Source organism: Amycolatopsis sp. NPDC102522 (assembly GCF_055584485.1).
In genome coordinates this window covers 72,525-96,620 of the sequence record NZ_JBVJLY010000008.1, presented here as the reverse complement: position 1 = coordinate 96,620, position 24,096 = coordinate 72,525, and the positions used below count along the sequence as shown (strand labels likewise).

The following is a 24,096-nucleotide window of genomic DNA, read 5'->3' as shown; positions in this document are numbered from 1 at the left end:
CGAATCAGCGGAGGGGATCGAAGGGGCGCAAGGCCTCGGGCTGTTTGCCGGTGGTGATGTGCTCGGCCAGAAGCCGTCCGGTGACCGGTCCGTGGGTCAGTCCCCACATCCCGTGCCCGCCCGCGACGTAGAGCCCGGGTGTGCTCGTCGCACCGATCACGTGCCGCCCGTCGGTGGTGACCGGACGGGAGCCGACCCATTCGTCGGTGCGCCGGTCCCAGTCCAGGCCGGTGAGGAACGGCCGCGCCGAGTCGATGATCGCGGCGATCCGGGCCGGATCCAGTGGTGCGTCGGGTTTCCGGAACTCCATCGTCCCGGCCACGCGGAGGCCGCCGCGGTACGGCGTGCACGCCACGCGGATGTCCGGCAGGTAGAGCGGCCCCGGCACCGGGCGGTCGGTCGGCACGGTGAACGAGTAGCCGCGTCCGGCGCGCACGGGGGCTTTCACGCCCCACTTCCGGCCGAGATTCCCCAGCCAGGCCCCGGTCGCCAGCACGACCGCGTTGGCGTTCACCGTCTGGCCCGTCGTCGAGCGCACGCTCAGTGCGTGGCGGTGCGCACGCAGGGACGCGACTTCGAACCGGTGCCGGATCGTCCCGCCCCGGCTGACCACCGCCCGCGCCAGCGACTCGGTGAACCGGCCCGGGTCCACGTAGCGCTGCCCGTCGATCCGGACACCGGCGCCGAGTTTCGCCGTCGCCTGGGGGAACCGCTCCGCGAGTTCGGCCGCGGTGAGCCGGGTGTAGGAGATGTCCTGCCCGGCCTCGCCGATGCGCCGCAGCTCCGTGATCAGCCCCGCGGCGTGGTCGGTGGTCTCGAACGCTGCCGTGATCGGCGCTTCGATGGTCGGAGCGTCCACGCCGTTCGCGGTGAGGACGTCGAAGGCTTCCAGGCATTCGTCGTTCAGCGGAAGATTCGCCTCGACGGCGCGGGTCCACGATCGACCGGTGCAGTTCGCGGCGAACCGGGCGAGGAACGACCACAGCCGCGGGTCGGGGGATGGCGGGACGTGGAGCGGCGCCTGCCGATCCAGCAGTGACCGCAGTCCGTAGCGCAGGACGCCGGGTTCGTTGAGCGGGATCGCGAGTCCGGGGGAGAGCCAGCCGGCGTTGCCCCACGACGCGCCCGCTGCGATGCCTTCGCGGTCCACCACCGTGACGCCGACCCCGCGTTCCTGCAGGAACCACGCGGTCGACAGGCCGACCACGCCGGCGCCGATCACGATCGCCGAACGCGGTACGCCGTCGATCCGGTCGAGATCGCCCATGAGTTCCTCCGCTGCGCGAGTGGTGCTGTCGCGGTCAGGATGGCTCGGAACCGGTCGGCGGCGATTGTTCGGATTCGACAATCCAGGCGTGTGGTTTTGGCCGGAACGGTCAAGGGGCTGGGTCGGATACGGCCAGTTCGATGATCATCGCCAGTCGTTTCGCGGGCTGGTCGAGCCGGAGTTCGGTCACTTCGGCCATCTTCCGCAGCCGGTAGCGGATCGTGTTGGGGTGCACGTCCAGCCGCTCGGCGGCCTCCGCGAGATCCCCTTGCGCCTCGAGCCAGGCCCGCAGGGTCGCGACGTAACTGGTGGCGTTCGCGGTGTCGTGGTGCCGCAACTCGGTGATCGGGCCACGGGCTGGTGCCCGGCCGGACGCCGCGGCGGCCCGCAGCCGCTGCACCAGGATGTCGTCCCAAGCCTCGTCGTAGGCGATCGCGGATTTCGTGCCGGGCCGCACGTCGTGCAGCGCGAGGCACTCGTCGGCTTCCCGCCTGCTCGCCGGTAGCTCCGAAGACACCGCACCCGCCCCGATCCCGGCCAGCATCGTCACCTGACCGGGCAGCGCCTCGCGGATCGAACCGACCCAAGCCCTGGCCGCCGCGACCTCGTCCCCGGGCAAGACGGTGTAGACGGTGTTGCTGAACAATGTGCTGCGACCCGGACGTGACCAGCCGAAACCGGTGGTCGCCCGGTCGAACGCGAGCAGGAGCGCGGCATGGCGCTCGTCGCGGATGTGGGCCTGCAACGCGATCACCCGGAACCGGCCGGGAGGCAGGCCGAGCCTGCTGAGCACGGCCGCCGCGTCCGGGGTGCCCTCCAGCAGCCGGATCACCAGATCGGATTCGACCTGCCGCTCCAGATCCGCACTCGCCCGGGAGCGCAGCAGATGCAGGCCGACCGTGCGCGAACTGTCCCGCAGCACCGCGCGCCGGACGTCGGTCAGCGGCTGATCGCATTCCACCCAGATCGAGCCCAGCGCCTCCCTGCCCGCGCGGACCGCGACCACCATGCGCCCGGTCAGCCCGTGTTCGGGATCGCCTTCGACGAACAACGGCTCATCGGATCCGGCGAGGTGCCCGAACACACCCCGGCGCTCGAACAGCTCGCGGACCGGCTCCGGCACACGCCTGCCCAGGATCGTCTCCAGTCGCGCCCGGTCGGCCTGGTGCTGGCGGCTGGAGTAGGCCAGGACCCGCGAGAGCCGGTCCTCGATGGTCACCGCGCTGCCGAGCGCGTCCGCCAGGCTGTCGGCCAGCGCGAACAGGTCGGTCGGCCCGCGACCCGACTCGGTCTCCCTGCCTTCCAGCACGAGCCCGTAGACGACGCCGGCGAGCTGGCCCCAGGATACGTCCGGCTCCACCAGCAGCACCGCGACACCGCCGCTCTCCGCACGTGCGACCGCTTCCGGGTCCAGTGGCAGTGACCCGCGGACCAGGACGACCGACGCCTGCGCCGCCGCGGCCAGCTCGACGGCCGTGGTGATCGAGTCCGTCCCGACGGCGAGGAAGACATCCCCGCGCGGATCGCGCGGGTCGGCGGCGTCGTGCATCACCACATCGCTCAACGCCACCTCGCGCGATACGGGGCAGCAGCACAGCCGTGCCCCGTATCCACCGAGGACGTTCACGAGCCGATCCAGCGTCACCATGGGCTCGTTCTTACTCCATCCGCGCGGAATCCGACGCGGAAGGCACCGGCCCTCGTCTTATCGTCGCGGTGTCCGAAGCAGCCGGTCCAGCTCCGCCAGATCCAGCGGCTTGGAGAGGTGCGCGTCGAAACCCGCCACGCGGCTGCGGTCGCGATCCGCGGCCTGGCTGAAGCCGGACAGCGCGATCAGCCCAGCGCCAGGTCGCACAGGACCAGATCGAACGGGGTCCGCAGGGCGGTCGCCAGTACCTGTTCGCCCGTCGTGGCCACCGTGACTTCGTCGCCGCGTTGTCTCAGAAGGACGGCGCACGTGTCGGCGAGCTCCTAGTTGTCGTCGACCAGGAGCACCCGCAGCGCGTGGCGCTGCACCAGGCGAGGCTGGACTCGGCGGCCGGCCTGACGGCTGACTGAACAGAGGCCCACGTCGTCGTGGAAGATCTTCAAAAAAATCCGTGAGGTGGTGTCGGATCGGGGCGATCGTGTTCGTAGTGGAGATGAAGCTGACGACCACGCCCTGACCGGCCGAGTGTCTTGACACCACAGGAGAGGATCTTCCGATGCAGTATCTGGTTTCCGTGATCGATGACAAGAGTAATCCCGGCAGCACGGACAGGCAGCCTGCCATCAGCGCGTTCAACGAACGACTGATCGCCGAGGGCTACTGGGTTTTCGCGGGCGGGCTCGCGGACACCGGTGCGGCCACGGTCGTCGACAACCGCGGGGAGCAGGCGGTGTTCAGCGACGGGCCTTTCGTGGAGTCGAAGGAGTACCTCGCCGGCGTCTGGGTGTGGGAGGCCCCCGATCTGGACGTGGCGCTGAAGCTCGCCACCGAGGCGTCGAAGGTCTGCGATCGCAAGATCGAGGTGCGACCGTTCCGGTGAGCGACGTCGACGACGCGATCGCCCGTGTCCACCACGAAGAGTGGGCCCGGGTGGTCGCGGCCCTGACCAGGCGTTTCGGTGACCTCGACATCGCCGAGGAGTCGGCCGCCGAAGCGTTCGCGACCGCCGTCGAGCGGTGGCCGGCCGACGGTGTGCCGCCGAATCCCGGCGCCTGGCTGACCACCACCGCCAACCGCAAGGCCCTCGACCGGATCCGGCGCGAGAACAAACGCGACGACAAGCAGAAGGAGGCTCGGATGGTGTACGACGACAGCCCGGCCGAGTCTCTTGGCGTCATCGACGACGACAGGCTCCGGCTGATCTTCACCTGCTGTCACCCTGCCCTGGCGATGGAAGCCCGGGTCGCGTTGACGCTGCGCCTGGTCGGCGGGCTGACCGTGCCCGAGATCGCCCGCGCCTTCCTGGTGGCCGAGAGCGCCATGGGGCAGCGGATCACCCGGGCGAAGGCCAAGATCAAGGCGGCTCGCATCCCTTATCGCGTGCCGTCCGCCGAGGATCTCCCGACGCGTGTCTCCAGCGTGCTCACCGCCCTCTTCCTCGTGTTCAACGAGGGCTATCTGGCCACCGGCGCCGACACCGATCCGCTGCGTCACGACCTGACCGCCGAGGCGATCCGGCTCACCCGCCTGATCCGGGTCCTCCTGCCGGACGACGGCGAGGTGGCCGGGCTGCTGGCGCTGATGCTCCTCACCGAGGCCCGCCGCCCCGCCCGGGTCTCGGGCAGCGGCGAACTGGTCGCCCTCGACGAGCAGGACCGTGGTGCCTGGGACGCGACGCTGATCGCCGAGGGCCACGGGCTGGTGCGCGAACGGCTCACCGCTGCCGCCGGCGGGGTGGCTCCGGGTCGCTACCAGATCCTCGCCGCGATCAACGCCGTGCACACCTCCGCCCGCGACATCCGCGACACCGATTGGTCGCAGGTCCTCGCCCTCTACGACCAGCTCGTCCGCCTCGACTCCTCGCCGATCGTCGCCCTGAACCGGGCGATCGCGGTCGCCGAGCTCGACGGCCCGGAGGTGGCATTGGCGGCCGTCGATCGCCTTGAGGACAGGTTGGCCGGCTATCACCCGTTTCACGCCACCCGTGCCGATCTGCTGCGCCGGCTCGCCCGGGGTCAGGAGTCACGAGCGGCCTACGACAAGGCCATCGACCTGGCGGGCAACACCGCGGAGACCGCATATCTGATCCGGCGCCGCGACCAACTGCGGTGACCGGGATCCTCTGGTGGACTGTCCTGTCCGTCCGATAGGTTCGGTTCGTCAACTGGGGTGGCGCGGCTTCGCCGTGCTGCTCGGCGTGTCCGCCGGTGCCGCGAACGCGGCCGATCCGACAGCGCTGGTGTCGACCGGCAAGTATCCGGAAGCCGTCGCGATCAGCCCGGACGGCAAGAAGGTCATCGACACGGCTTCGGAGACCCTGACGAAGACCGTCTTCGGCGGCGACTACCCGACATCGCTCACCATCTCGCGCGACGGCGGCATCGCGGTCACCCAGGACGGCACGCACGCCTACGTGGTGCTTTCCGGACAGGCGGCCGTCGCTTACGTCGATCTGCGGAGCTGAGCTCCGGGCCTCGAACAAACTGCGGTCCGGGGCGGCGACCAGATGATCGGTCGCCGCCCCGGGCCGTGTCCTTTTCGGAGCCCCACGGTCTACTTCGTACAGTGGATCCCGGCTTCACCGCGGTACATCACGAAGCTGATCTTCACCGAGTAGAGGTGGATGGTCACGCACTGATCGGGCGTGTACCCGTAAACGGACGCGTGGTCATAGGCCTGCTGCAACGCCGTCCGCTTGGCCGACGCCGCCGTCTTCTCGACGGTCGTCCCGGTGAACGCGCGGGTCTCCTGGACGCTCGTCGAGGCACTCGCCACCGTCGGCACGAGTGTCATGAGCCCTGCGAGGACCGCGGCCCCCGTGGTGCGGGCAATCGTTCTGGTCATGCTTCCCTCTCCCTGGTTTTCGGCTGGTGCGGTGGACGGCGGCGTCAGCGCTGGCAGTAGAGCCAGACCGACGCGCTGTAGTAGCCCATCTGCGACCGGACGTCGAAGCTGCGCCGGTAACACTGCGAGTCCAGCCAGCCCGTGTTGCGCGCGAAGGTGCGGGCGACGCGTTCCGCCGACGCGACGGCGTCCGCCGGATACGGGCCGATGCCGCTGCCGTGGAAGTCTCCGGTCTCCACGGCGAAAGCCGGCGGCGCCGACAGGGTCACCGCGGCCACCGCCAGGGCCGCTGCGGTCAGCAATTTCTTCATGAGAACTCCCCCTCCAGGACGTCAGCCAACATTGACTGACTCCCCTTGGTCATTCATCTCAGCTAACGTGGAGGAGGTTAGGGGAGCGCCTTCGCGGTTGTCAATCCCAGATGAATGGGAAACCGGCTGGCATTCATTTCAGCTTACGGACGTGATGATGACCGAACCACGGGCGACCACGCTCACCAGCCGGATCGACCGCCTCTTCCAGGTGGTCCGGCGGCCCAACGGAGAGCAGCACAGTCACGAGGAAGTGGCGCGGGCCTGCCGGGAGAGCACCGGTGAGTCGTTCTCCGCCGCCTACCTCTGGCAACTGCGGACGGGGCGCAGGGACAACCCGACCAAGCGGCACCTCGAAGCGCTCGCGGGGTTCTTCCAGGTCCCGCCCGCGTACTTCTTCGACGACGAACAGGGGAGGGCCCTTGCCGAAGAGATCGAATTGCTGGGAGCGTTGCGCAACAACGCGGTGCGCAACCTGGCGTTGCGCGCGGTGACGCTGTCCGAGGAGGGGCTCGGGACCGTGGCCGACATCGTCGAGGCGATCAGTCGGCGCGAGTCCAAGCGGGACCAGGGGGAGTAGCCATGTTCGGCAGGAAGAGCGCGCTCTGGCGCAGATGCGAGCGGATCGCGTCCGCCGTGCGACTACCGGATCCGTTCGACGTCACCACGTTGTTCGGTGAGGTCGCGGCGATGCGGGGGCGGCCCATCGAACTGGTCGCGCTCGACGCGCGGCCGGGAGCGCCTTGCGGGGTGCTCGCGGCGACCGATCGAGCGGACTACGTCTTCTACACGCGGGACACGTCTCCGCTGCACCAGCGGCACATCCTGCTGCACGAACTCGGTCATCTGCTGTGCGGGCACGTCGAAGGCGAGATGCTGCCGGAGACGGTCGCCGCGATGGTCACGCCCAGCCTGTCGGTGGACCTGGTCCGCCGGGTGCTCGGCCGTACGACCTACGCGCAGGAGCAGGAGAAGGAGGCCGAACTCGTCGCGTCGTTGCTCATGCGCCGCGCGGTGAGCACCGGTCCCGGATCCGATCGGCTGCGCCACGCCCTCGGTTCATGATCAGTTACCTGTCCGCCGGGCTGCTGGCCCTGATCGGCCTCGCCCGGCTGATGGCGGTTCGCACCGGGCCGAGACACCTGGCCACGTTCTTCCTCGGCATGGCGGCAGGCCTCGCCGTCTCCGCCGACGCCACGGTCCGGTTACTCGGCGACGACCTGCTCCCGCGGCTGGTCACCAACGCGCTGCAACTGCTCGCGATGCGCGCGCTGGTGCAGCTGGTCCGCAGTACGCGGTCCCCGGAAAAGCCGACGGCGTTCTGGCCGATCGTGCTGTGCTGGGCGCTGATGGTCCTGTGCTATCTGGACTTCGCCCCACATCGGTTCGAGGCGGGCACCTCCGGGTTCCAATGGCGCTGGAGCATCGTCGCGTATCAGGTGGTCCTCACGGCGTACGCGGTCACATGCCTGGTCATGTTCATCCGCACCCTGGCCCGCAGCGCCGCGGGCCGTCCACGAGGGACGTTCCGGACCGGTCTGCGGATCCTCGTCTGCGCCGCCGTCGTGACCATCGGATGGGTGCTGTTCTCCGGGCTTCCCTCGCTGTGGCTGGAGATCACCGACCTCGCGGACCTCGACTTCCTGCCGAACGCCCGCCTTCTCGGACTCTGCGCGATGGTGCTGTGGGTCCTCGGTGGGCTGTTCACCACCTGGGACGGCGCTCTCCGGCTGGCGCGCGCGTGGCGGAGGATCCGGGCGGTGACACCGCTGTGGAAAGAACTCGTCGCCGCCCATCCGCAGATCGCCCTGCCCGTGCGCCACGACATCGAGTTCAAGCTGTACCGCCGGGTGATCGAGATCCGGGACGGCCTCCTGGCGTTGCGGGCGCACGTCCCGCCGCACCTCGGGGAGTGGCTGCGCACCCCTGTCGACGAACCCACGCGCGCCGCCGCCGAACTCGCGGCGGCGCTGGTGATGCGCGAAGCCGGCCGGAGCTGGCCGCAGCGACCGGCCGCACCGGACGAGGCCCACACCGGAATGCGGGACGAAAGCGCCTGGCTGAGCGCTGTGTCGTCCGCGTTCAAGAACTCCCTCGTCGTACGGGAGGTGCGGGACCGCGCGGTGGCGGAGGTCAGGTGATCTTGGCGAGCCTGTCCACCAGCAGCTCCACCCTCTGCTCGGCGTACTCCGGTGGCAGCCGTCCCGCCTTGGACAAGGTGGCCAGCCCGTGCAGGGCCGCCCAGAACACCTCGGTGAACACCCCCGGGTGGACGCCGTCCCCGGCGACCTCGGCGAGGCTTTCCAGTAGGGCCGCGAAGGCGTCCTTCAGCTGCTCCGGGGTGTCTTCCTGCGCGAACGCCAGGCCACCGTCGAGCTGGAACATGGCGTCGTAGACCGCCGGGTTGCGCACGGCGAAGTCGAGGTAGCCGCGAGCGAGGGCGGTGACCCGGGCGCGAGGGGTGTCCATGGCGGCTGTCTCGGCCCGCAGCGCCGCGGCCATCTCGGAGGCACCTTCGAGGGCGACGGCGCCGATGATCTCGCGCTTGCCACGGAAATGGCTGTAGAGCACGGGCTGGCTGTAGTCGATGCGTTCGGCGAGCCGGCGGGTGGTGACCGCGTCCCAGCCCTGCTGCTCGGCGAGTTCACGGGCCGTCGCCACGATGAGCCGCTCTCGTTCCGCTCGTTCGCGCTGCTTGCGTTCCTGTACCGACATGACTGGATCCTAGCACTGCTAGACAAGCGAGCGGTAGTAGTACTAGCGTTGCCTCATCACCTAGCAACACTAGATTTCAGGAGAGGTCAGCATGCTCAGCGCACTCGAGGTCTTCACCGTCGTGGTCGTCGGCCTGATGGTGGGGGTGGAGTTCTCCGTCGCCTTCGTCATGAACCGGATCTTCAACGGACTCCCCGAGGACAGTGGTCAACTCGGCCGCGCCCACGGAGGCCGGATGCTCGGCGCCGTGATGCCGTTCTGGTACATCGGCTCGCTCATCCTGAGTGCCGTCTGGGCCATCGCCGGCTGGCATCGACCCGGCGCCGGTCTCGTCGTCATCGCCGCCGCGCTCCTGATCGTGAGCGTGCTCATGTCGATCCTGCTGCTCGTCCCGATCAACAACCGGAGCAAGGCGTGGACCCCCGAGAACCGGCCCGAGGACTGGAAGGAGCAGATGAACCGCTGGGATCGTTTCCACTACGCCCGCGTCGCCGTGATCATCGCCGCCTTCGCCCTGCTGGTCACCGCTGTCGCCGCCTAGAGATCGTGGTGACAACCTAGCGTTTGCTTGGTTCTGCTACGCTCCCCTCATCGCCGAGAGGAGAGCAGCGTGCCCGTCAGCTTCGACATGGCAGGCCGGGTCGTCCTGGTCACCGGGGGAGCGCGCGGTGTCGGCGACGGCATCGTGGCGACCTTCCTCGAGGCGGGCGCGGAGATCGAGATCTGCGGTCGCACGGCGCCCGAGGAGCTTCGCGAGGTCGACGGTCGCCGTCCTCGGTTCGAGCGGGTGGACGTCCGCGAGGCCGAAGAGGTCCAGCGGTGGCTCCATGTGGTCGGCGAGCGGCACGGACGGGTCGACGTCGTGGTCAACAACGCCGGAGGCGCGCCGTTCGCGCAGTTCGCCGACGCGTCTCCGCGGTTCCATCAGAAGATCAGCGACCTCAACTTCATGGCGGCCGCGCACGTGCTCCACGCGGCATACCCGCTGCTCCGGACGACGGCGGAGTCTTCCGTCGTCAACATCACTTCGATCTCGGCGCGCCGTCCGAGTCCGGGAACCGCGGTGTACGGCGCGGCGAAAGCGGCGCTGGAAAGCCTGACGGGCAGCCTGGGGGTCGAGTGGGCCCCCGAGGTGCGGGTGAACGCGGTCAGCTGCGGACTGGTGGAAACGCCCGGTTCCACGGATCACTACGGCGATCCCGCGCAGCGCGAGTCGGTCGCGCGGACCATCCCGAGAGGGCGGTTCGCGACTCCGGCCGAGATCGGCCGGGTCTGCCTGTTCCTCGCTTCACCGTTGGCGAGCCATGTGACCGGCGCGGTGCTGAACGTCGACGGCGGCGGGGAGTGGCCGGCCTTCCTGCAGCACACCCCGAACAGCTAGTCCCCGGCCTGGCGGAGAAGCGCCGGTGATTCCGGGCGTCCGTCGAGGACGCGGTTGGTGCGAACCGTGACCGCCCAGCCGTTTTCCTCGCGACGCAGGCGCCAGTGGTTGGCGGTGGCCCGGCGTACGACGAAGCGCCCGTCCTCGTGCACGATCATCAGCGAATGGCAGACGGCGACGGCGTCGTCTCCCTTGATCGTCACGTGGGGCGGCCCTACGAAATGCGCGCAGCCGCCTCGGATCCAGCGCTGATGACCGGCCGAACGCACCATGGCGGAGATCGCCGCCTGGCCGTCGAGGAAGATCTCGTCGACGTCGTAGCACCCGTTCGTGGTCCAGAGCGCGGCCACTTCATCGGCGGCGCCACTGTCCACGAGCGGTCCGTAGGAGGCGATCAGGCGGCGGATCGCGGCCTCGTCCTCAAGCTTGTTCAACCGCGCTTCGAGCGCGGCCAGACGTTCTTCGGTCATCGGCTCGCCAATCCGGCCAACGCGGCCAGTTGTTCGCGGTAATGCTCGGCGTCGCGCGCCGCGACGCTCGTGCTGACGATCGTGGCGCCCGCGGCGACGGCCCGCTCCAGTCGCCGGGCGGTGCCGCCGGGATCGCCGATCGGGTCGACCGGGCGGCCTGCTCCGAGAACGACGTCGAACCCGGGCGGACGTTCGACGTCGGCGAGGAAACGCGCCGCTTCGTCGTTGCTCAGTCCGAACGGAACCCAGCCGTCGCCGAAGGTGATGGCGCGGCGCAAGGAGCGAACAGTCCGGCCGCCGACCCACAGCGGCACCCGCGGCTGCACCGCGTGGGGCTCGACCACGAAATCGGCGTAGTCGTAGTGCGCGCCGTGAAATTCGGGCAGGCGCCGGGACATACCGGCGCGAAGGGCGGCGATCGCCTCGTCGGCCCGTGCGCCGCGGCCGGCGAACGGCGCGCCCAGAAGGCCGAACTCCTCTTCGAGGCTGCCCACGCCGAGTCCGAGCACGAGCCGGCCGCCGCTCACCACGTCGAGCGTGCCGTAGCGCTTGGCGATCGCGAGCGGGTGGTGATAGCCGAGGACGAGGACCTGGGTCGCGAGCCGGATCCGGCGGGTGCGCGCGGCGAGAAAGCCGAAGGTGGCCAACGGATCCCAGTAGGTCGTGCCGCGGACCGCCGCCACGTCGGCCGGGACGGCCACGTGCTCGCTGCAGGTGAGGTGGTGGAAGCCGAGGTCGTCGGCGGTCTCGGCGATCCGCGCCAGTTCGTCGATGCCCGCGCCGCGTTCCCATGCCGAAGCGACGCCGGGGACCGCGGTGACCACCGGGCTGACGATGCCGATCTTCATGGGACCGCAGTGAACCGCGCGCGGGTCGGACGTGGGGAGACGGTCCCGCTCAGCGGAAGAATGAATTTCAGTTCTGCTCTTTCGCTCCAGGTCGGACGGCTGCTAATCTCCATCTAGAATTCATTTCAGTTTTAGGAGGTTCGCGATGAGCGTCACCACCGTCGAAGCGCCTGGAACGGACCATCGCGACCCGCTGCCGCCGTCGATGGTCGAGCGGATGACGCTCATCCTCGACGCCTTCCCGGGCCGCTTCGCACGCCTCACGCTGGAGGACGTCGCCCGGGCGACACGGCTGCCGAGGTCGACCGCGCACCGGATCCTCGACCAGCTGGTCACCCTGAACTGGCTGGACCATTCGAGCCTCGGGTATTCACTCGGCCGCCGGGCGCTGCACCTCGGCGGGGACGAGTACGCGCACGGCGAACTGCGGGCTTCAGCCGCTCCGCTGGTACACGAACTGATGGTGCGGACCGGGATGACCGTGCACCTCGCCGTCCTGGACGAGTGCAGGGTGCAGTACCTGGACAAACTCGGCGGCCGGACCGCGACCACCGTGCCGTCCCGGGTCGGCGGCCACGCCCCGGCGTCCTCGACCGCGCTGGGCAAGGCGATGCTCGCCGCGCTTCCCGCCGAGAACGTGGACGACCTCGTCGGTGCCCGGCCCGCCGCCCGCACCGCGCACAGCATCGCGGATCTCGGTGTACTGCACCAGGAACTGAACCGGATCCGGGATCGAGGCGGGGTCGCTTTCGAGCGGGGAGAATGCTTTCCGGGCATCGCTTGTGTCGCCGCCGCCGTGCACGGTCCGGAGGGACCCGTCGGCGCGATCTCCTTGGTAGGTGACCTGAAGGCGCCGTTGGAGCGGCTCGCCCCGCTGGTCGCGTACGCCACGCATCGGGTTTCGGCCCTGCTGTTCCCCGGACGGCCCGGACGTCGTACCGGCGCCGTCCGGGCTGCTTGCTGAGCCGGATTCAGCCCCAGTGGTCGCCCCAGCCCCACCGGGCCGGGGCGACCCGTTCGTGTGCGCTGTGCACGCCGAAGCCACCGCGGAAGAAGAGCATCGGGCGATCGCCGTCGAGCGTCTCCAGTTCCAGCACCCGGCCCACCACGACGTCGTGGTCGCCCGCTTCGTGCACCGTGTGGACCTCCGCGTGCACCCGGAGCAGTACCCCCGCCAGCGCGGGGGTGTCCCACTTCGAGACCGTCCACTCCAGACCGTCATACTTCCGCCCGTTCCGCGAACCGAAGCGGGCGCACAGTTCGCCTTGTTCCTCGGCGAGCACATGCACGGTGAACCGGCCCGCGGCGCGGATCCTCGGCCAGGCGCGGCCGCGATGGTCGGCGCAGAGCAGGACCAGCGGAGGGTCGAGCGAAACGGACGCGAAAGACTGGCACGCGAACCCGACCGGTTCGGCTTCGTGCAGGCCGGTCACCACCGTGACCCCGGTCGCGAAACCACCCATCGCGCGGCGCATCTCGGCCGGGCTGGGCTCACTCGTGTGGATCGTGCTGCTCATGGGCCGACGGTAGGACGGCCCGCCGCGACCGCGCCGTCGTCGTCCCGCTCAGTGAATCGCTCCCGGTCATCGGGATCACGGCACCGTTGCCGCGCAAAGGATTCCTACGGTGGCCCGGTGAGTGAGCTGACCTACGAGAGCACGCTGCGGGAGCTTTCGACCGAACAGGGCGTGCTGAGATACCACGAAGCCGGGGACGGGCCGCCGTTGCTGTTGCTGCACGGCTCCGGCCCCGGCGTGACCGGCTGGCGCAACTTCCGCGGCAACCTCCCGGCCCTCGCGGCACATTTCCGTTGCCTGGTCCTGGAATTCCCCGGATTCGGGGTCAGCGACCCGACCGGGGAGCCGCCGATGACCGCCGCGTCCGGCGCTGTCGGGCGGTTCCTGGACGGACTGGGGCTGGCCGAAGTCGACGTCATCGGGAACTCGATGGGCGGCATCGTGGCCACCCGGACGGCGATCGCGCAGCCGGACCGGGTCCGACGGCTGGTGACCATCGGCGGGATGGGGCGCGCCCTGTTCAGCCCGGGCCCCGCCGAAGGGATCAACCTGCTCGTCGAGTTCACCGAGAACCCGACGCGTGAGCGGCTGGTGCAGTGGCTGCGTTCCATGGTGCACGATCAGGCGCTGGTCACCGACGAACTCATCGAGGAGCGCTGGTCCCAGGCCACCGAGCCGGGCACGCTCGCCGCCGCGAAGAAGATGTACGGGCGAGGTGTCCTGGAGGCGATGGCGGCGGCCGCCGCCCGGTCCGATCAGCCGCCGTACTGGGCGATGCTGCACAAGATCCGGGCCAGGACGCTGATCACCTGGGGCAGGGACGACAGGGTGAGCCCGCTGGACATGGCGCTGGTCCCGATGCGCACCATCCCGGGCGCCGAACTGCACGTCTTCCCCGACTGCGGGCACTGGGCGATGATCGAGCAGAAGTCCGCCTGGGAGAGCACCGTTCTCGCGTTTCTGACCAGGAAGGACTGACCGGATGACCCGGGTTTGGGACCACACCTACGACTTCGTCATCGTCGGCTCGGGCGGTGGCGGGATGACCGCCGCGCTGACCGCGCACGACGCCGGGCTCAGCACCGTCGTCGTCGAGAAGGCCGCGCGATACGGCGGCAGCACCGGTATCTCCGGGGGCGGCATCTGGATCCCGAACAATCCGACCCTGCGCGAGCGCGGGCACGACGACTCGCGGCAGTCGATCCGGCGGTACCTCGACGTCCTCACCGAGGGCAAGGTGCCCGCGGCGCGGCTCGACGCCTATGTCGACCACGGTCCGGCGGCGATGGAACTGCTCGGCCGGAGCAAATGGTGGAAGCTCGTCTGGACCAAGGGCTACGCCGACTACCACCCCGAGCACGAAGGCGGCAGGCCGCTCGGAAGGTCGGTCGAACCGAAGCCGTTCGACACCCGCGCGCTCAAGGCGGACGAGGAGTTCCAGCGGCCGAACAGCATGAAGGGCCCGCTCGGGCTCTGGATCACCGCCAAGGACTATCACGACCTGGCCATGGTCAAACGCACCTGGCAAGGTCGCCGCGCTTCACTGGTCGCGGCCTGGCGGGTGACCTCGAACCTGGTGCGGCGCAGGCATATGGCCACCGGCGGCCGGGCGCTGGTCGCCCGCCTGCGGATGGCGCTCAAGGACGTCGGCATCCCGCTGTGGCTGCGGACCCCGATGACCGAACTCGTCGTCGAGGACGGCCGTGTCGTCGGCATCGCGATCAGCCGTGAAGGACGGACGGAGCACATCCGGGCGAAGCGTGGGGTCCTGCTCGCTTGCGGCGGATTCGACCACAACCCGGTTATGCGCGAGCGGTACCTGCCTGACGGGGCCTCGGCCGACCACAGCCTCGGCGCCAAGGAGAACACCGGCGACGGCATCCAGGCAGGCGTGGCTCTGGGCGCGTCCCTCGGCTTCATGGACGACGCCTGGTGGATGCCGTCCGTCGAACATCCGAGCGGCGCGACCATCCCGCTGGTGTCCGAACGTGCGATCCCGGGTCAGATCATCGTGTCCCAGGACGGCAGGCGCTTCACCAACGAAGCCTCGCCGTACGTCAACTTCGTGCACGACCAGATCGACGGCAAGCACTTCGAGACCTGGTGTGTCATGGACGCCAAGGCGCGCGCACGGTATCCGTTCGCGCAGATCCTGCCCGGAATGCCGTTCCCCGAGGCGTTCTACACGTCAGGGCTGGTGCACCGGGCGGACACGGTGGCGGCGCTGGCCCGCGAGATCGGGATCGCCGAGGATCGTCTCGTCGCCACTGTCGACCGCTTCAACGGCTTCGCCCGCGCGGGCGTCGACGAGCACTTCCATCGCGGTGAAAGCGCGCACGACCGGTATTACGGGGATCCCACATTGAAGAACCCCAATCTCGACGTGATCGACAAGGCGCCGTTCTACGCCGTGCGCATCCAGCTCGGCGACCTGGGCACCAAGGGCGGGCTGGTCTGCGACGAGCACAGCCGCGTGCTCCGGGAAGACGGCACCGAGATCGCCGGGCTCTACGCGACCGGCAATACGACCGCTTCGGTGATGGCGAACGAATACGCGGGCCCGGGTGCGACGATCGGGCCGTCGATCGTCTTCGGGTACGTGGCGGCGCGGCACGCCGCGGCGGGCTGAGCCATGCCGCGGGTGCGGGTGCTGGAGGTGGTGCGCGAGACCGCCGACGCGCGTTCGCTCGTGCTCCAGCCGCTCGATTTCGAGGCGGACTACCGGCCAGGGCAGTTCCTCACCATGAAGCTGCCAGGTGGGGTGGCGCGGTGCTACTCGCTCAGCTCGTCGCCCGCGCGGGACGACGAGCTCAAGGTGACTGTGAAGAGGACTCGCGGCGGCTACGCGTCGAACTGGATCTGCGACAACGCCGTCGCGGGTTCTGAGTTCGACGTGCTGCGCCCGGCGGGCACGTTCGTCCCGGCGGGACTGGACCGCGATCTCCTGCTGATCGCCGGTGGCAGCGGGATCACGCCGGTGCTCTCGATCCTCAAAACCGTTCTGCACACCGGCACCGGGAACGTGGCGCTGATGTACGCGAACCGGGACGACCAGTCGGTCATCTTCCGCGACGAACTCGTCACGCTCGCCGCCGAGTTCCCGGACCGCTTCACCGTGGTGCACTGGCTCGAATCCGTCCAGGGACTGCCGACGCGCGGCGGTCTCCAGGCGCTCGTCGCGAGGTACACCGCACGCGACGCGTTCGTCTGCGGTCCCGCCGCGCTGATGGACCTCGCCGTCGAAACCCTTCAGACGGCCGGATTCCCGGACGAGCGGATCAACCTGGAGCGATTCACGTCGCTTACCGGCGACCCGTTCGCCGCCTTCGAAGCCGGAACCGGTGACAGGACCGAACTGGAGGTCCGGCTCGACGGTGTCACCACGACGGTCGAGTGGCCTTCCGGGGCGACCCTGCTCGAAGCGGCCGTGGCGGCCGGGCTCGACGTGCCGTACTCCTGCCGGGAAGGTTCCTGCGGCGCCTGCGCGTGCTTGCTCCGGGGAGGGACCGTCGCCTTGGCACACAACGAAGTGCTCGACGACGCCGACCTCGCCGAGGGGATGGTGCTGTCCTGTCAGGCGCGCCCGACCTCACCGGCGGTCCAGGTCACTTTCGACGGCTGAGGTGATCCCGGTGAACGGGAGAGGGCCGGCCCCGATCCCGGACCCGGTGACACCGTGACGCCATGCAGTCAGGAGACAAGTCATGACGAACCCGGCACTGGCCGCCGTCGAGGCGCGCGCCGAGGAGATCGCCGCTCTGGGCGAGTCCAACGAGAAGCTCGGCAGGCTGGACGACGCCGCGGCCGCGATCCTGCGCGACACCGGGGTGATCCGGATGCTGCAGCCGGCGACGTACGGCGGTGCCGAGGCGCATCCTCGGGAGTTCGCCGAGACGGTCATGCGGATCGCCTCCCTCGACGGCGCCACCGGCTGGGTGGCGGGCATCGTCGGGGTCCACCCGTGGGAAATGGCCATGTGCGATTCCCGCGTGCAGCAGGAGATCTGGGGCGCGGACAAGGAAACCTGGATCGCCTCGCCATACGCGCCGATGGGCGTTCTCCGCCCTGTCGACGGCGGCTACGTCTTCTCCGGCCGTTGGCAATTCTCCTCGGGGACCGACCACTGCGACTGGATCTTCCTGGGCGGTTTCCTCGGCGACGCGGACGGCGCACCGCTCACCCCGCGCCAGAACTACCACGTGATCCTGCCGCGCGCGGACTACACGATCGTCGAGGACTCCTGGGACGTCGTCGGGCTGCGCGGAACCGGGTCGAAGGACATCGTCGTCGAGAACGCCTTCGTGCCGGACTACCGGGTGGTGCCGTTCTCGTCGATGCTCGACGGCTCGGCGCCCCGGAACGCCGGGCTGATCAATCCCACCTATCACGTCCCGTTCACCACGATGTTCCCGCTCGGCATCACCAGCGCGGTGATCGGGATCGCCGAGGGCGCGCTCGCGGCCCATCTGGCGTACCAGAAGACCCGGGTCCAGATCACCGGCACTCAGGTCAAGGACGATCCGTACGTGCTGTTCGCGATCAGCGCGGCGGCCGAGGAGATCAAGGCCTCGCGGACGGCGCTGCTGGACAACGCGAGCCGGTTCTACGACAAAGCCGCCGCGGCCGAGGAAGTGACGTTCGAGGAACGTGCCGCCTCCCGGCGCACCCAGGTCGCCGCCGCGTGGCGGGCCGTGCGGGCGATGGACGAAGTCGTCGCGCGCTCCGGGGGCAACGGCCTGCGGATGGACAACCCGATCCAGCGTTTCTGGCGCGATGGCCACATGGGCCTCGCGCACGCGATCCACGTGCCGGGCGCGGTGTTCCACGTGGCCGCGCTGACCGGTATCGGCATCACCCCGCCGCCCGGCCCGATGCTCTCGATGATCTAGGAGAAACTCGATGACGAACGACATCCGCGGCCTCGGCTATCTCCGGGTGCAGGCCCGCGACGTCGCACGCTGGCGGGAACTCACCGTCGGCGCCCTCGGGTTCGGGGAGACCACCGGCCCGATCGACGGTGGGCTCTACCTGCGCATGGACGAACGCGAAGCCCGCCTGATCGTGCTTCCCGGCGACAGCGACCGCGTGCTGGCCATCGGCTGGGAAGTCCGCGATCAGTTCGCTCTTGCCCGCGTCGCCGAAGCCGTCGCGGCGGCTGGTGTCGCGGTGAAGGAGCTTTCCCAGGCGCAGTGTGACGAACGCCGAGTCGAAGCGGCGATCCTGTTCGACGACCCGGCCGGCACTCCCGTCGAGGTCTTCTTCGGGCCGGTGCTCGACCACGACGTGGTGCACACCGGCTGGGGGCAGTCCTTCGTGACGGGGGAGCAGGGCATGGGGCATGTCGTGCTCCCGACCACGGCGATGGACGAGACGGTCACCTTCTACACCGAAGTGCTGGGTTTCCTGCCCCGCGGCGCTGTCCGCATCGGGGACAAGAAACCCGACGGGCAGCGGCCGCGCCGCGTGCGGTTCCTCGGCGTGAACCGGCGCCACCACAGCCTGGCCGTCTGCCCGGCGCCGCACGGGGAACCGCCGGGCCTGGTGCACCTGATGGTGGAGGTCGACACCCTTGACGCCGTCGGAAGGGCGCTGGACGAGGTGAACAAACGCGGCTTCTCGGTGTCCTCGACGCTGGGCAGGCACACGAACGACAAGATGGTGTCGTTCTACGTGCGGGCTCCTGGTGGTTGGGATCTGGAGTACGGCACCGAGGGGTTGTTGGTGGACGAGACTCACTACACGGCTGAGGAAATCACGGCTGATTCGTATTGGGGGCATGACTGGTCGGGGTCTGAGCCGTTGGCCGCTTTCGCTTCGCCTTCTTGACCGGGTTGGTCTTGGTGCCAAACGGTCCGTGTGTCGCGAATGGGGTTGACCCGTTTTGACGGACAGGGTCGATGAGGTGGTGTCAGGCTACCTGACGACCGGAGGTGTCTTCGGTCGTCAGGTAGCTTGTTTCGTAGGCGTTGGGGCTGAGGTAGCCGAGGCTGGAGTGGAGTCGGCGGGTGTTGTACCAGCCTTCGATGTATTCGAAGATCGCCTTGTGCGTGACGGTGCGGGAGGGCCAGCCGCGGCGGTCGAGCAGTTCCGCTTTGATGGTGGCGAAAAACGATTCGGCGACGGCGTTGTCCCAGCACTGTCCCTTACGCCCCAACGATAGTCGCACGCCATGCTCGTCGGCGAGATCACCGAACTGGGCAGAGGTGTACTGACAGCCTCGGTCGGAGTGGAAGATCACGCCAGGTCCGGGGCGACGTTGCGCCACAGCGTTGTTCAGCGCTTCGGCGATAAGGTCGGTGCGCAGGTGATCCGCGGTGGCCCAGCCGACAACTCGTCGGGAACCGAGGTCGATCACGGTCGCGAGGTAGAGCCAGCCTTCCCAGGTGTGGATGTAGGTGATATCCCCGCACCAGCGGGTGTTGATATCGCTTACGCCGCAGGAGAAGTTCCGCTTGATCAGATCATCCGGAGTAGACGCGGCCGGGTCCGCGACAGTAGTGGCGCCACCGCTTCGGGGCCCGTCCGGCCAGGCCCGCGGTGCGCAGCAGCCGGGCGACGCGTTTGCGGGAATGCCGCCGTCCCCGAGCTCGCAGCTCAGCGTGCACCCGCGGTGTTCCGTAGGTGCCCTTCGACTCGTCGTGGATCGCGGCGATCTCCTCGGTCAACTGGGTGTCCTGCTGCTTGCGGGCGGACGGTCCGGCGACACGGCGGGCGTAGTAGGCGGCTCGGGAGACCTTGAGTAGCTCACAGGAACGTTTCACGTTGCCGGTGGCCCCGGCGTTCTCCGCCTCGATGGACGGACATTTGGTCACCGACGCCATCAACGCAGCAGTGGCCGCGCGCGTGGCAGCAGATGTCGTGGCACGATCCTGCATTCCGACCGCGGCGGAGAGTACACGGCGCACCTGACAGCGACGGCGTGCTTCCGGCACGGGCTGCGCCGATCGATGGGCGCGACCGGGATCTGCTGGGACAACAGCCCTGCGGAATCGTTCTGGTCGACGTTCAAACACGAACACTACTACCGCCACACCTACGCCACAAAGACAGAACTCGTTGCCGCGATTGACAAATGGATCATTTTCTACAACAGTATCCGGCGGCACTCCGCCATCGGGATGCTCAGCCCCGACAACTTCGAGCAGTCACTACGCACGGCTGCCTGAACCCTCGTAAGCCCCTGTCCACCATTCGGGGTGAACCTCAGGGCTTAGCTCACGCGCTATCAACTGACGTTGATCGTGCGCTCGGGTCCACATCGGTCCAGGACGCTGGGGCGTCCGCCTTGCCATGGATACCTCGATGCTGACGGGCTGCGCAGTGGGGTCAGCCCGTCAGCACCGATACTCGCCTCACAAGGTGGCTCACACCTCAAGTCGGACGTTTGGATCAGCTGCAGCCACCTATGACCGAGGCGGCCACGGTTCGCGGCCATCATAGGAATGGACACATATCAGGGATCGATTGGCCAGAACAGCCAATTCAATACCCGACTCGAAAGTGCGACCCAGCTCCCAGATCCAGCTGAATCCAGTGGCAACCATCCAGCCGTCCGCATCCATAAAAACACTGGAATAGCTAAGCCACTCGCCAATCGGGAAGAAACTTCCACCTAGAACTTCCTCAACATCACTCGCCATCTGTCGATGACCGGCCCCCGCCGAATACGGGTCGAACGAGAATGGTTCATCATTAGCAAAGTTGGGCCCACTGCAATTCGACGGACCGACGGTTAGGCCACCAAAGCTGGTCAGAACTTCGACAGCGAGGGCATTCGGCTCATAACCTTCACCGACCAGATTTTCAACGGTGTCCGCCATATCCACGTGACGTCCTGGAGTCCACCCAGCCATTCGAAGCGCCGCCAGAACATCTGGATGCAAATCTTGAACCCTCACTGTGGCTGCCCGATCGACTCGATACCTAGGAAGTCCATGGCTCGTCCGCATTTTCCACACGGCCTCGCCTTGTCGCCATGATCTTTCTTCCCGTGTCGCCCCTCAGCCATCTCGCTGCGACTAATAATTGTCCTCATCGTTCCACCCATGATTTCACGCCACGCGTCCTCATTCGTCCCACCTCTACTCAAGACGCCTTCGTATGCCTGAATCATACAGCTAGTCTCGGCGCAGCCCCCATGATGACCGAGGTAGCGGAACAAATCGTTAAGCTGACTTGGGACCTGCGGATACGAAATACCCTTGCCGCGATTGATATCGCGAACGACATCTCCGGAAGTCGTGGTGAACTCCACGTCAAACTTTACGCCGGGTTCGTTGCGGTTTTGTCCGCAAACTTCCTGAGTTCGTCGCAGTCTAGTTGCTCTTCGTTGTGGACAAGGGCCGAGATACTGCCTGCGACGACGTAGTACGTGTGGAGGCCGTCGACGGTGAGGTTGTAAACACGGCGGACTTCGCTCCACGACCGTGTGCCGGTGACGGTGGCGTCACGGTTGTCGGCGGTGGCGAACTTGTGACCGGGTGGACCGCCCCGGCTTTCGTGGAGACGTGGTCCTTTGTCTCATGCTGCTCCCCGCGACCGGTTTTCCGGCGCAGCGACTTCGGCGCCGGTTTGGCATACACGTCCTGCGACGGCGGTTTCGACGAGTTCCGCGACGTGGTCTTCAGCTGCCGCTCCAGCTCCCCGACCCGCGCGGTCAACCGCTCCACCTCGGCCTGCAACACCCGGATCGTCTCCGCCTGCGCGGCTACAAGCGCGGCAAGCTCGTCATACGACGGACGCTCACTCCCGGACACCCAGTGATCATCGCAGAACGACGATCACCGGATGACCAGGGACCTGACTAGTAACCCGTGCTTACCACTCACGAGACCCAGAACCAACGTGACTCTCAAGCCTTCGGCAGCAACCGCGTCATCGCCTCGTGAGCAGCCAAGACCAGCCCAGCCCGGTCCGCCCCACTTCGATGCCGCACGCCAGCGTCATTACCGCCAGCAACCCACACCGGCCCATCCGCCAGATGCCGAAGCCCCTCGCGAGCCACGTCAGCGGGCTCTGCCACCAGCAGGCCGGGAAGGTCGAAGTTCAGCCCGGCTCGTTCCATCGAAGGCGTACGAGTCACACCGAGCACGAGTTCGAGAACGTCGACACCGTGATCGCGCAGTTCCAGCCACAGCCCCTCGGCGAAGACCCGCCCGAACGCCTTCACTCCGCCGTACACGCTCTGCCGAGCAGCGCCCAAGTAACCCGCCATCGAACCGACCAGCAGGATCCCGCCGCGCCGTCGGTCCTTCATCCGCGCACCGAAGTGGTGGGCCAGCGCCAACGGCACCGTGACGTTGAGGTCGATGACGCCCTGAAACCCCGCCAAGTCGCCGTCGAGGAACTCGTGTCCGTGGCTGTTCGCTCCGGCGTTGTGGACGAGGAGGCCGACGTCCACATCGGACATCGCCGCGACGATCTCCCCGGCGGCCCCGGACGCCAGCAGGTCCAGCGCGAGTGTGCGCACCTCCACACCGAGGGCACGCGCCTTGGCCGCGGACTCGTCGAGCGGCCCGGGCTTGCGGGCGATCAGCATCAGGTTGACGCCGGCTTCGGCGAGCTGCAGGGCGAACGCGGCGCCCACTCCCTCCGAGCCGCCGGCGATGACTGCCCAAGGTCCGTACTTCTCGTGGTCGACCATCAGTGCGGACCTCCAGGAGCGTCGGAAGGATCGTGAACGGGCAGGTCGCCGCACAGCGCGGCGTCCGTGATGGTTTGGCGGAGGGCTCCACAGCCGGGAAAGAAGACGCCCGAACACGCCGCCTGCCGTTCAAGGCAGGACTCCCACGCCGGTCCCGTCCACTGGATGCTGGTCTGCTCCCAGCTCGACTTGCGCACCTTGACCCGCACACCGCAGCTTCCGCAGCCGATCTCCCGCAACGGGGTGTCGGCGAGCCGTTCGTCGGAGCGCGTCGTCATCGCGCGGGGCTGTCGGCGCGTGCGGCGAGATTGGCCGCGACCTCGGCTCGCCAGGCCTCGTTGGGCCGGGCAGTGTCGATCTCGAACTCGAACCGGTCGGTCATGTCCGGCGTCACGTCCGCGACGTCGACGTAGAACTGCTCGTACCACCGGCGCAACTGATAGACCGGACCGTCCTCTTCGCACAGCAGCGGGTTGTCGATCCGTGTCTTGTTCTTCCAGATGGCGACGTCCTGCTCGAACCCGATCTTGATGAAGTCGCCCATCTTGGCTGCCATCGCGGCCGGGTCCGCCAGATGCGCGGCCTTCTCGACGATGATCCCGTACTGCAGCACGAACGAGTCGGCGCTGATCGGGTAGTGGCAGTTGATCAGCACACTGCGCACGTCACCGTCGGAGTAGTGGTAAGTCAGATCGTCGATCATGAACGAAGGACCGTGGTAGGCGGCGACACTGGTGTTGCCCAGGAGCTGGGTGCCACCGGTCTGGCTCGATCGAGGCCGCGCGTCCTCCCGGCCGATCCCTTGCTGGAACTGCCATCCGACGTGGCCTTCGAAGATGTTCTTGAACTGGGTGGGAAAGGAGAAGTGGACGTAGAAGAAGTGGGCCATGTCCACCAGGTTGTCCACGATCTCGCGGCAGTTGGCGCCCTCGATGACGGTGGTGTACCAGTGCCACTCGGTCCAGTCGTCCCGCTCGGCGCCGTCGATGCGCGGGATCGTGACCTCCGCCGGGGCCGGTTTGCCCTCAGGGTCGTTCCAGACGAACAAAAGACCGTCCTGGACGAGGGTGGGCCACGCCGCGGTCCGGGCCCGCAGCGGCACCCGCCGCGCGTAGGGGATCTTCTTGCACCGACCGTCGCCTCCCCAGCGCCAGTCGTGGAACGGGCACGCGATCTCGTCGCCCTTCACCGTGCCCATCGACAGGTCGCCGCCCATGTGACGGCAGTAGCCGTCGAGCACGTTGACCTGGCCGTCCGCGCCGGCGAAGACGACGAGCTTCTGGCCGAAGGCGAGCACCTGGTGCGGCTCGCCGTCCGTGAAGTCCTTGGCGAGGCCCAGGCAATGCCAGCCGCGGGCGAAGCGGGTCGGGGTGGCGTCGGCTTCGATTCGGCGGATTTCGTCCGGTGCGGTCATGGCCCCGAGTTTCGGACTTCGCCGGGATTCGGGAGCCC

30 protein-coding genes and 2 pseudogenes are annotated in these 24,096 nt (G+C 68.2%); 15 read left to right on the top strand and 17 right to left on the bottom strand.

Annotation, left to right across the window (positions count from 1 at the left end):
* Positions 1-4 precede the first annotated feature (4 nt).
* The 3 genes from ACZ6YV_RS20555 to ACZ6YV_RS20545 form a co-directional block, all read right to left on the bottom strand.
* Positions 5-1,267 carry an NAD(P)/FAD-dependent oxidoreductase gene (locus tag ACZ6YV_RS20555; protein ID WP_465511117.1) on the bottom strand — a complete coding sequence of 421 codons (1,263 nt, stop codon included), beginning with the start codon at positions 1,265-1,267 and terminating at the stop codon, positions 5-7.
* Positions 1,268-1,376: 109 nt separating this feature from the next.
* Positions 1,377-2,915: a PucR family transcriptional regulator gene (locus ACZ6YV_RS20550; protein ID WP_465511116.1), complete on the bottom strand. Its 1,539-nt coding sequence runs from the start codon at positions 2,913-2,915 to the stop codon at positions 1,377-1,379.
* A gap of 57 nt (positions 2,916-2,972) precedes the next feature.
* Positions 2,973-3,122, bottom strand: a complete 150-nt coding sequence (locus ACZ6YV_RS20545; RefSeq protein ID WP_465511115.1) for a hypothetical protein — start codon at positions 3,120-3,122, stop codon at positions 2,973-2,975.
* A gap of 349 nt (positions 3,123-3,471) precedes the next feature.
* Between ACZ6YV_RS20545 and ACZ6YV_RS20540 the strand changes: the two genes are divergently transcribed.
* The 3 genes from ACZ6YV_RS20540 (at position 3,472) to ACZ6YV_RS20530 (ending at position 5,379) form a co-directional block, all read left to right on the top strand.
* Positions 3,472-3,795 (top strand): YciI family protein, encoded by a 324-nt coding sequence (locus ACZ6YV_RS20540; protein WP_465511114.1) that lies wholly within the window; start codon positions 3,472-3,474, stop codon positions 3,793-3,795.
* Entirely contained in the window at positions 3,792-5,027 is a 1,236-nt protein-coding gene (locus tag ACZ6YV_RS20535) for an RNA polymerase sigma factor (protein ID WP_465511113.1), read from the top strand. The genes ACZ6YV_RS20540 and ACZ6YV_RS20535 overlap by 4 nt, the downstream gene beginning before the upstream one ends.
* A 73-nt stretch (positions 5,028-5,100) precedes the next feature.
* Complete coding sequence (locus tag ACZ6YV_RS20530; protein WP_465511112.1) at positions 5,101-5,379, top strand: hypothetical protein; 279 nt, start codon at positions 5,101-5,103, stop codon at positions 5,377-5,379.
* Positions 5,380-5,468: 89 nt separating this feature from the next.
* On the opposite strand, the gene ACZ6YV_RS20525 is transcribed toward ACZ6YV_RS20530, so the two are convergent.
* Together ACZ6YV_RS20525 and ACZ6YV_RS20520 are read right to left on the bottom strand one after the other, a co-directional pair.
* Positions 5,469-5,759: a hypothetical protein gene (locus ACZ6YV_RS20525; RefSeq protein WP_465511111.1), complete on the bottom strand. Its 291-nt coding sequence runs from the start codon at positions 5,757-5,759 to the stop codon at positions 5,469-5,471.
* Between the two features lie 44 nt (positions 5,760-5,803).
* The gene (locus ACZ6YV_RS20520) at positions 5,804-6,070 is read right to left on the bottom strand and encodes a hypothetical protein (RefSeq protein ID WP_465511110.1); all 267 of its coding nucleotides are present in this window, start codon (positions 6,068-6,070) and stop codon (positions 5,804-5,806) included.
* A gap of 157 nt (positions 6,071-6,227) precedes the next feature.
* On the opposite strand from ACZ6YV_RS20520, the gene ACZ6YV_RS20515 reads away from it, so the two are divergent.
* Genes ACZ6YV_RS20515 through ACZ6YV_RS20505 form a run of 3 tightly spaced genes read left to right on the top strand, consistent with a single transcriptional unit; the run spans position 6,228 to position 8,211 of the window.
* Complete coding sequence (locus ACZ6YV_RS20515; protein WP_378242136.1) at positions 6,228-6,650, top strand: XRE family transcriptional regulator; 423 nt, start codon at positions 6,228-6,230, stop codon at positions 6,648-6,650.
* Between the two features lie 2 nt (positions 6,651-6,652).
* Positions 6,653-7,135: an ImmA/IrrE family metallo-endopeptidase gene (locus ACZ6YV_RS20510; RefSeq protein ID WP_465511109.1), complete on the top strand. Its 483-nt coding sequence runs from the start codon at positions 6,653-6,655 to the stop codon at positions 7,133-7,135.
* Positions 7,132-8,211: an MAB_1171c family putative transporter gene (locus tag ACZ6YV_RS20505; protein ID WP_465511108.1), complete on the top strand. Its 1,080-nt coding sequence runs from the start codon at positions 7,132-7,134 to the stop codon at positions 8,209-8,211. The genes ACZ6YV_RS20510 and ACZ6YV_RS20505 overlap by 4 nt, the downstream gene beginning before the upstream one ends.
* Here ACZ6YV_RS20505 and ACZ6YV_RS20500 read toward each other — a convergent pair.
* The gene (locus tag ACZ6YV_RS20500) at positions 8,204-8,785 is read right to left on the bottom strand and encodes a TetR/AcrR family transcriptional regulator (protein WP_465511107.1); all 582 of its coding nucleotides are present in this window, start codon (positions 8,783-8,785) and stop codon (positions 8,204-8,206) included. The two genes, ACZ6YV_RS20505 and ACZ6YV_RS20500, sit on opposite strands and share 8 nt — an antisense overlap.
* Positions 8,786-8,876: 91 nt before the next feature.
* Between ACZ6YV_RS20500 and ACZ6YV_RS20495 the strand changes: the two genes are divergently transcribed.
* Positions 8,877-9,326 carry an anthrone oxygenase family protein gene (locus tag ACZ6YV_RS20495; RefSeq protein ID WP_465511106.1) on the top strand — a complete coding sequence of 150 codons (450 nt, stop codon included), beginning with the start codon at positions 8,877-8,879 and terminating at the stop codon, positions 9,324-9,326.
* Between the two features lie 69 nt (positions 9,327-9,395).
* Positions 9,396-10,166: an SDR family oxidoreductase gene (locus ACZ6YV_RS20490; protein ID WP_465511105.1), complete on the top strand. Its 771-nt coding sequence runs from the start codon at positions 9,396-9,398 to the stop codon at positions 10,164-10,166.
* On the opposite strand, the gene ACZ6YV_RS20485 is transcribed toward ACZ6YV_RS20490, so the two are convergent.
* Together ACZ6YV_RS20485 and ACZ6YV_RS20480 are read right to left on the bottom strand one after the other, a co-directional pair.
* Complete coding sequence (locus ACZ6YV_RS20485) at positions 10,163-10,636, bottom strand: nuclear transport factor 2 family protein (protein ID WP_465511104.1); 474 nt, start codon at positions 10,634-10,636, stop codon at positions 10,163-10,165. The two genes, ACZ6YV_RS20490 and ACZ6YV_RS20485, sit on opposite strands and share 4 nt — an antisense overlap.
* Positions 10,633-11,484 carry a TIGR03619 family F420-dependent LLM class oxidoreductase gene (locus ACZ6YV_RS20480; RefSeq protein WP_465511103.1) on the bottom strand — a complete coding sequence of 284 codons (852 nt, stop codon included), beginning with the start codon at positions 11,482-11,484 and terminating at the stop codon, positions 10,633-10,635. The genes ACZ6YV_RS20485 and ACZ6YV_RS20480 overlap by 4 nt, the downstream gene beginning before the upstream one ends.
* A gap of 145 nt (positions 11,485-11,629) precedes the next feature.
* Here ACZ6YV_RS20480 and ACZ6YV_RS20475 point away from each other — a divergent pair, with 145 nt between their 5' ends.
* Positions 11,630-12,448 (top strand): IclR family transcriptional regulator, encoded by an 819-nt coding sequence (locus ACZ6YV_RS20475; RefSeq protein ID WP_465511102.1) that lies wholly within the window; start codon positions 11,630-11,632, stop codon positions 12,446-12,448.
* 7 nt (positions 12,449-12,455) lie between these two features.
* Here the strand turns inward: ACZ6YV_RS20475 and ACZ6YV_RS20470 are convergent, their stop codons facing one another.
* Positions 12,456-13,001, bottom strand: coding sequence for a flavin reductase family protein (locus ACZ6YV_RS20470; RefSeq protein ID WP_465511101.1), 546 nt, complete (start codon positions 12,999-13,001; stop codon positions 12,456-12,458).
* 117 nt (positions 13,002-13,118) lie between these two features.
* Here ACZ6YV_RS20470 and ACZ6YV_RS20465 point away from each other — a divergent pair, with 117 nt between their 5' ends.
* The 5 genes from ACZ6YV_RS20465 to ACZ6YV_RS20445 all read left to right on the top strand — a co-directional run bounded on the left by ACZ6YV_RS20465 (position 13,119) and on the right by ACZ6YV_RS20445 (position 18,827).
* The gene (locus ACZ6YV_RS20465; protein ID WP_465511100.1) at positions 13,119-13,979 is read left to right on the top strand and encodes an alpha/beta fold hydrolase; all 861 of its coding nucleotides are present in this window, start codon (positions 13,119-13,121) and stop codon (positions 13,977-13,979) included.
* Positions 13,980-13,983: 4 nt separating this feature from the next.
* Entirely contained in the window at positions 13,984-15,630 is a 1,647-nt protein-coding gene (locus ACZ6YV_RS20460) for an FAD-binding protein (RefSeq protein ID WP_465511099.1), read from the top strand.
* A 3-nt stretch (positions 15,631-15,633) separates the two neighbouring features.
* The gene (locus tag ACZ6YV_RS20455) at positions 15,634-16,623 is read left to right on the top strand and encodes a 2Fe-2S iron-sulfur cluster-binding protein (protein WP_465511098.1); all 990 of its coding nucleotides are present in this window, start codon (positions 15,634-15,636) and stop codon (positions 16,621-16,623) included.
* 82 nt (positions 16,624-16,705) lie between these two features.
* On the top strand, positions 16,706-17,890 hold the full coding sequence (locus ACZ6YV_RS20450) for an acyl-CoA dehydrogenase family protein (protein ID WP_465511097.1): 1,185 nt from the start codon (positions 16,706-16,708) through the stop codon (positions 17,888-17,890).
* 10 nt (positions 17,891-17,900) lie between these two features.
* On the top strand, positions 17,901-18,827 hold the full coding sequence (locus ACZ6YV_RS20445; protein ID WP_465511096.1) for a VOC family protein: 927 nt from the start codon (positions 17,901-17,903) through the stop codon (positions 18,825-18,827).
* A gap of 82 nt (positions 18,828-18,909) precedes the next feature.
* Here ACZ6YV_RS20445 and ACZ6YV_RS20440 read toward each other — a convergent pair whose 3' ends face one another.
* Together ACZ6YV_RS20440 and ACZ6YV_RS20435 are read right to left on the bottom strand one after the other, a co-directional pair.
* Entirely contained in the window at positions 18,910-19,458 is a 549-nt protein-coding gene (locus ACZ6YV_RS20440; protein WP_465511326.1) for an IS3 family transposase, read from the bottom strand.
* Between the two features lie 4 nt (positions 19,459-19,462).
* A complete protein-coding gene (locus ACZ6YV_RS20435; RefSeq protein ID WP_465511095.1) occupies positions 19,463-19,813 on the bottom strand; it encodes an IS3 family transposase in 351 nt (116 codons plus the stop codon).
* Between the two features lie 54 nt (positions 19,814-19,867).
* Between ACZ6YV_RS20435 and ACZ6YV_RS20430 the strand changes: the two genes are divergently transcribed.
* Complete coding sequence (locus ACZ6YV_RS20430) at positions 19,868-20,167, top strand: integrase core domain-containing protein (protein ID WP_465511325.1); 300 nt, start codon at positions 19,868-19,870, stop codon at positions 20,165-20,167.
* A 237-nt stretch (positions 20,168-20,404) separates the two neighbouring features.
* On the opposite strand, the gene ACZ6YV_RS20425 is transcribed toward ACZ6YV_RS20430, so the two are convergent.
* The 6 genes and pseudogenes from ACZ6YV_RS20425 to ACZ6YV_RS20400 form a co-directional block, all read right to left on the bottom strand.
* Positions 20,405-20,950 (bottom strand): SUKH-3 domain-containing protein, encoded by a 546-nt coding sequence (locus ACZ6YV_RS20425; RefSeq protein WP_465511324.1) that lies wholly within the window; start codon positions 20,948-20,950, stop codon positions 20,405-20,407.
* 313 nt (positions 20,951-21,263) lie between these two features.
* Positions 21,264-21,398 (bottom strand): annotated as a pseudogene (locus tag ACZ6YV_RS20420) (hypothetical protein); the annotation flags it as partial.
* A gap of 143 nt (positions 21,399-21,541) precedes the next feature.
* Positions 21,542-21,757 (bottom strand): annotated as a pseudogene (locus tag ACZ6YV_RS20415) (DUF6444 domain-containing protein); the annotation flags it as partial.
* A gap of 95 nt (positions 21,758-21,852) precedes the next feature.
* A complete protein-coding gene (locus ACZ6YV_RS20410; protein ID WP_465511094.1) occupies positions 21,853-22,644 on the bottom strand; it encodes an SDR family NAD(P)-dependent oxidoreductase in 792 nt (263 codons plus the stop codon).
* A complete protein-coding gene (locus ACZ6YV_RS20405) occupies positions 22,644-22,922 on the bottom strand; it encodes a ferredoxin (protein ID WP_465511093.1) in 279 nt (92 codons plus the stop codon). The genes ACZ6YV_RS20410 and ACZ6YV_RS20405 overlap by 1 nt, the downstream gene beginning before the upstream one ends.
* Positions 22,919-24,058, bottom strand: a complete 1,140-nt coding sequence (locus ACZ6YV_RS20400; protein ID WP_465511092.1) for a Rieske 2Fe-2S domain-containing protein — start codon at positions 24,056-24,058, stop codon at positions 22,919-22,921. The genes ACZ6YV_RS20405 and ACZ6YV_RS20400 overlap by 4 nt, the downstream gene beginning before the upstream one ends.
* Positions 24,059-24,096: the final 38 nt, after the last annotated feature.

Coding starts and splice junctions, on each gene's coding strand:
- ACZ6YV_RS20555 (WP_465511117.1), bottom strand. CDS start 1,267: ATGGGCGATCTCGACCGGATCGACGGCGTACCGCGTTCGGCGATCGTG.
- ACZ6YV_RS20550 (WP_465511116.1), bottom strand. CDS start 2,915: ATGGTGACGCTGGATCGGCTCGTGAACGTCCTCGGTGGATACGGGGCA.
- ACZ6YV_RS20540 (WP_465511114.1), top strand. CDS start 3,472: ATGCAGTATCTGGTTTCCGTGATCGATGACAAGAGTAATCCCGGCAGC.
- ACZ6YV_RS20525 (WP_465511111.1), bottom strand. CDS start 5,759: ATGACCAGAACGATTGCCCGCACCACGGGGGCCGCGGTCCTCGCAGGG.
- ACZ6YV_RS20520 (WP_465511110.1), bottom strand. CDS start 6,070: ATGAAGAAATTGCTGACCGCAGCGGCCCTGGCGGTGGCCGCGGTGACC.
- ACZ6YV_RS20515 (WP_378242136.1), top strand. CDS start 6,228: ATGACCGAACCACGGGCGACCACGCTCACCAGCCGGATCGACCGCCTC.
- ACZ6YV_RS20510 (WP_465511109.1), top strand. CDS start 6,653: ATGTTCGGCAGGAAGAGCGCGCTCTGGCGCAGATGCGAGCGGATCGCG.
- ACZ6YV_RS20505 (WP_465511108.1), top strand. CDS start 7,132: ATGATCAGTTACCTGTCCGCCGGGCTGCTGGCCCTGATCGGCCTCGCC.
- ACZ6YV_RS20500 (WP_465511107.1), bottom strand. CDS start 8,785: ATGTCGGTACAGGAACGCAAGCAGCGCGAACGAGCGGAACGAGAGCGG.
- ACZ6YV_RS20495 (WP_465511106.1), top strand. CDS start 8,877: ATGCTCAGCGCACTCGAGGTCTTCACCGTCGTGGTCGTCGGCCTGATG.
- ACZ6YV_RS20485 (WP_465511104.1), bottom strand. CDS start 10,636: ATGACCGAAGAACGTCTGGCCGCGCTCGAAGCGCGGTTGAACAAGCTT.
- ACZ6YV_RS20480 (WP_465511103.1), bottom strand. CDS start 11,484: ATGAAGATCGGCATCGTCAGCCCGGTGGTCACCGCGGTCCCCGGCGTC.
- ACZ6YV_RS20475 (WP_465511102.1), top strand. CDS start 11,630: ATGAGCGTCACCACCGTCGAAGCGCCTGGAACGGACCATCGCGACCCG.
- ACZ6YV_RS20470 (WP_465511101.1), bottom strand. CDS start 13,001: ATGAGCAGCACGATCCACACGAGTGAGCCCAGCCCGGCCGAGATGCGC.
- ACZ6YV_RS20460 (WP_465511099.1), top strand. CDS start 13,984: ATGACCCGGGTTTGGGACCACACCTACGACTTCGTCATCGTCGGCTCG.
- ACZ6YV_RS20455 (WP_465511098.1), top strand. CDS start 15,634: ATGCCGCGGGTGCGGGTGCTGGAGGTGGTGCGCGAGACCGCCGACGCG.
- ACZ6YV_RS20450 (WP_465511097.1), top strand. CDS start 16,706: ATGACGAACCCGGCACTGGCCGCCGTCGAGGCGCGCGCCGAGGAGATC.
- ACZ6YV_RS20445 (WP_465511096.1), top strand. CDS start 17,901: ATGACGAACGACATCCGCGGCCTCGGCTATCTCCGGGTGCAGGCCCGC.
- ACZ6YV_RS20425 (WP_465511324.1), bottom strand. CDS start 20,950: ATGCGGACGAGCCATGGACTTCCTAGGTATCGAGTCGATCGGGCAGCC.
- ACZ6YV_RS20410 (WP_465511094.1), bottom strand. CDS start 22,644: ATGGTCGACCACGAGAAGTACGGACCTTGGGCAGTCATCGCCGGCGGC.
- ACZ6YV_RS20405 (WP_465511093.1), bottom strand. CDS start 22,922: ATGACGACGCGCTCCGACGAACGGCTCGCCGACACCCCGTTGCGGGAG.
- ACZ6YV_RS20400 (WP_465511092.1), bottom strand. CDS start 24,058: ATGACCGCACCGGACGAAATCCGCCGAATCGAAGCCGACGCCACCCCG.